The organism is Kitasatospora sp. NPDC096077 (genome assembly GCF_040303245.1).
Classification (GTDB): Bacteria; Actinomycetota; Actinomycetes; order Streptomycetales; family Streptomycetaceae; genus Kitasatospora.
The window spans coordinates 1-3,961 of sequence record NZ_JBEOSV010000079.1 but is presented as its reverse complement, the minus strand read 5'-3'; the positions used below and the strand labels follow the sequence as shown (position 1 = coordinate 3,961).

Genomic DNA, 3,961 nt, shown 5'->3' with positions numbered 1-3,961 from the left:
GGCCTCCGCGCCACGGGTTTCCCGCGGGGGGCTGGACCGCTGGGGGGGGGGGGGGGGGCCGGGGGCGGGGGCCGGGGCGGGGGCGGGGGCCGCTCCGGGCGGGGGAGCGGCCCCGGTGGACGTCAGCGGACGCCGAAGTCGGCGTTCCAGGAGGCCGCACCCGTACGGGCCAGGCCGACCTCGGTGTAGTTGCCGTCGAGCATGATGTCCCGGTGGTGCTGGGAGTTGATCCAGCCGTCGACGGCCGCGTCGATGTTCGTCGGCCCGTAGAAGGCGATCTCGCCGAAGCCCCGCCAGCTGTAGCCGAGGCCCCGCGCGATGTCCGAGGAGTTGCAGAAGTGCCCGGAGACCCGGCGCTGGTTCATCTGGTCGGCGTTGCACTGCGCGGACTGGGACAGCGTCGCGTTGAACCGCACCGGCGCCCGGCCGTACTGGGCGCGCAGGGCGTTCACCCGGTCCAGGAAGCGCTGCTGGTCGGAGGTGACCGGGCCGGTGCCCGGGTTGGTGCCGCCGCCCGTGCCGGTGATGTCGAAGCGCTGGGACATGCTGCCGTTGCAGCCCTCGACGGTGACCTCCTGGTCGACGCCGTGGTAGGTCAGGCAGCCGTTGGTCGCGGCGTTGTGCAGGTAGGTGCCGCCCTCGGCGGCGTTCTCCAGGGTCCACTGCTGGTTGTCGCCGGCCCACCAGTGGATGAACTGGGTGGACCGGTTGTCCCGGCTGTCCATCTCCAGCACGCGCTCGGTGCCGTTGACGTTGCGCACGAAGTCGACCCGGCCGCCGGGCTTGTTGGAGATCCAGAACGAGGTGGAGGCGTCCTGGTAGCCGCGGGCGATGATCCGTGAGCCCTCGCCGTCGGAGCTGGCCAGCGCGTGGTGGTCCTGGTGGTCCTGGATCGTGACCATCTGCTCGACCACGTTCGCGGCCGAGGCGGGCGCGGCGCTCGCCGGCGCCGCCAGCAGCGTGGCGCCGCTCGCGGATATCGCGGTGACGGCGAGCGCCAGGGCCGCCAGCCGGGTGCGGCGGCGGGCGCCGCCGGTGGTCGGACGGGGGGTGCGGGTGGGCGTCTGGGACACGGGCATCTCCTGCGCTCGGTGGGCCGCCCGCGGGGGTGCGGGCGGACGCAGGGCAGGACATCAGCGTCCGGTTGACAACCGATCAACGCCACGTCGACGCGGCGACCGGGCCGGGCCTCACCAAGCCAGGCGCGACCGGGCCCGGTGAGACCAGGCCCGGTCCGCTCGCGCTAACCCCGCGCCGCCCCCACCACCGCCGACAGGTCCCGCTCCGCGATCGACGGGTCCGCCAGCAGCGTCCGACGGGCCGCCGCCAGCACCGGCCCGTCGCCCGCCAGGGCGAGGTCCTTGGCCGCCAGCCGCACCGGGAAGTCCGACTCGGTGCTGCGCGCCCGGGCCACCACCCCCGCGAGCGGCCCGGCCGACAGCACCTCCAGCGCCTCCTCCCGCGGCACGCCCAACTCATCGGCCACCGCGACCACTTCGCCCAGCACGGTGACCGAGGCCACGATCGCCGAGATCACCACGGTCTTCAGCGCCGCCCCCGTCCCCGGGCCGCCGCAGCGCCGGACCCGGCCCAGCCGGGCCAGCACGGGTTCGGCGCGGTCCAGGTCGGCGTCCTCGCCGCCCGCGAAGACGCCCAGGTCGCCGGTGGCCGCCGGGCCCACGCTGCCGACCACCGGGGCGTCCACCAGGCCCACCCCGTCCGGCAGTCGGGCGCGCAGCCCGGTGACGGCGCGCGGGCCGATCGAGGACATCTCGATCCACAGCGTGCCCGGGGCCAGGTCGGCGGTGAACCGCCCGGCGACGTCGGCCACGGCCCCGGGGTCGGACAGCATGGTGACGACGATGTCCGCCCCCGCCACGGCCTCGGCCGGGCTCGCCGCCTCGGTGAGGTCCCCGGCGCGGCCGGGGGAGCGGTTCCAGACGGTCAGCGGGTGGCCGGCGGCGGCCAGCCGGCGGGCCATCGGCAGGCCCATCCGGCCCAGACCCAGAAAGGCGATCTTCTCCATCTTTTCCATGGCCGTCACGCTAGGCACCGAAGAGCCAGGCGACAAACGAATGTCCCGCATGATAGCCATGCGTAATGGACATGGCTTGGCTGGACGCCTTCCGCACCGTCGCGCACCTGGGTTCCTTCACCGCCGCCGGGGAGCGCCTGGGCTTCACCCAGTCCGCCGTCTCCCGCCAGATCGCCACCCTGGAAGCCGAGTTGGGCGCCCCGCTGTTCGACCGGCTGGCCCGCGGGGTGCGGCTGACCGAACACGGACGGGCTCTGCTCCCGCACGCCGAAGCCCTGCTGGAGCGCCTGGACACCACCCGGCGCGACCTGGTCGCGCTCACCGAACTCAGCGCCGGACGCCTGCGGGTGGGCGCCTTCGACAGCGCCAACGCCGCACTCGTCCCCGGCGCGCTCGCCGCCTTCCACGCCGCCCACCCGCAGGTGGAGACCACCCTCACCGAGGGGCTGACCGCCGACCTGCTGGAGCGGCTCGCCGAGGGCACCATCGACCTCGCGGTGGTCGCCTCCTACGCCGAACGCCCCGAAGACGCCTACGACACCGAACAGTTCGACCTGCACCCGCTGCTGGACGACCCGGTCCTGGTCGCCCTGCCGCGCGGGCACCGGCTGGCCGGACGGCGCCGCCTGCGACTGGCCGAACTCGCCGACGAACCCTGGATCGCGGCCCGCCGCCACCCCGAGACCACCCTCCTCGCGGCCTGCCTGCGCAGCGGCTTCCGGCCCCGGATCGAGTACGCCGTCGCCGCCTGGACCGCCAAACTCGGCCTGGTCGCAGCCGGGTTGGGGCCCACCCTGATCCCCTCCCTGGCCGCCCGCGCGGTGCGCCCGGACATCGTCCTGATCCCGCTCCACCCCCAGGACACCCCGGTGCGCCGGGTCTGCACCGCCACCCGCCGCGGCCACCGGGTGACGCCCGCGGTGACGGGCTTCCTCGGCCACCTCCGGGCGGCGGCGCGCGGCTGAACACCCCGGCGCGAGGTCAGGATCATGTCAGGAAGACCCCGGCCACCGCCGACCGACGGCCGTACGGCTCGCTAAGGTGCAGGACGGGACGTCATCCGCCCACGAAGCAGAAGGAGCCACCGGTGGACCCGACCCATGACCAGAACGGCCCGGCCCGGACGGCCACGACCCCCGCCGCCGCCTCCTTCTTCTCGCGCAGGCGCCGGCCGCCGGGCGGCCCCCGCCGGCCGGGCATCCGCCGCCCGCCCGGCATCCGCCGACGCCCGAGCGGGCGTACCGGGGTTAACTCGGTGGCGGGGCGTGCCCGTTGCGGGTGAGGATGCCCGGATGAGCACTGAGCGACCCGAGCGCTGGACCCAGGCCACCGTCTACCCCGACATGTGGGCCGACCCGGCCGACGACCCCCGCAACAGCGAAGGCCCCTCCCCGGACGGCGAAGCCGCCACCCTGGAGGACTACCTGACCAACTACCGCCACACCCTGCGGATGAAGTGCGAGGGCCTGGACGCCGAGCAGCTCGCCCGCCGCTCCGTCCCGCCGTCCACCATGTCCCTGCTCGGCCTGGTGCGCCACCTGGCCCGCGCGGAACGGGACTGGCGCAACTGGATCACCGACGGCGAGCCGCTGCCCAAGCTCTACGGCGCGCGCGACGCCGACTTCGACGGCGCCCTGCCCGACCCCGCCCTGGTCGAGGCCGCCTGGCAGGACCTGACCCGCGAACAGGCCGCCCTGGACGCCGAGTTGGCCGCCCACCCGGACCTCGGCGAGCGCCTCGGCGAGCAGCGGCTCTCGGTCCGCGAGGTGCAGGTCCACCGCATCGAGGAGTACGCCCGCCACTGCGGCCACGCCGACCTGCTGCGCGAGTGCGTCGACGGCCGTGCCCCGGGCCGTACGGATGGCGTCCACCTTCGCGACGACCCTGTCCGCCGTGACCTCCTGGGGGAGCGCGAGTGCGTGGACA

Annotated in this window: 3 protein-coding genes and 1 pseudogene; 2 read left to right on the top strand and 2 right to left on the bottom strand. The window is 75.1% G+C overall.

Annotated features, from left to right (window positions below; genetic code table 11):
• Positions 1 to 122: 122 nt before the first annotated feature.
• Together ABTZ03_RS38180 and ABTZ03_RS38175 are read right to left on the bottom strand one after the other, a co-directional pair.
• Positions 123 to 1,073, bottom strand: coding sequence for a CAP domain-containing protein (locus ABTZ03_RS38180; protein ID WP_350517804.1), 951 nt, complete (start codon positions 1,071 to 1,073; stop codon positions 123 to 125).
• A gap of 170 nt (positions 1,074 to 1,243) precedes the next feature.
• Positions 1,244 to 2,035, bottom strand: coding sequence for an NAD(P)-dependent oxidoreductase (locus ABTZ03_RS38175; protein ID WP_350517803.1), 792 nt, complete (start codon positions 2,033 to 2,035; stop codon positions 1,244 to 1,246).
• Between the two features lie 65 nt (positions 2,036 to 2,100).
• Between ABTZ03_RS38175 and ABTZ03_RS38170 the strand changes: the two genes are divergently transcribed.
• Together ABTZ03_RS38170 and ABTZ03_RS38165 are read left to right on the top strand one after the other, a co-directional pair.
• Positions 2,101 to 3,000, top strand: a complete 900-nt coding sequence (locus ABTZ03_RS38170) for a LysR family transcriptional regulator (RefSeq protein WP_350517802.1) — start codon at positions 2,101 to 2,103, stop codon at positions 2,998 to 3,000.
• A gap of 327 nt (positions 3,001 to 3,327) precedes the next feature.
• Positions 3,328 to 3,879, top strand: a pseudogene (locus ABTZ03_RS38165) (DinB family protein); the annotation flags it as partial.
• Positions 3,880 to 3,961: the final 82 nt, after the last annotated feature.

Coding starts and splice junctions, on each gene's coding strand:
- ABTZ03_RS38170 (WP_350517802.1), top strand. CDS start 2,101: ATGGACATGGCTTGGCTGGACGCCTTCCGCACCGTCGCGCACCTGGGT.
- ABTZ03_RS38175 (WP_350517803.1), bottom strand. CDS start 2,035: ATGGAAAAGATGGAGAAGATCGCCTTTCTGGGTCTGGGCCGGATGGGC.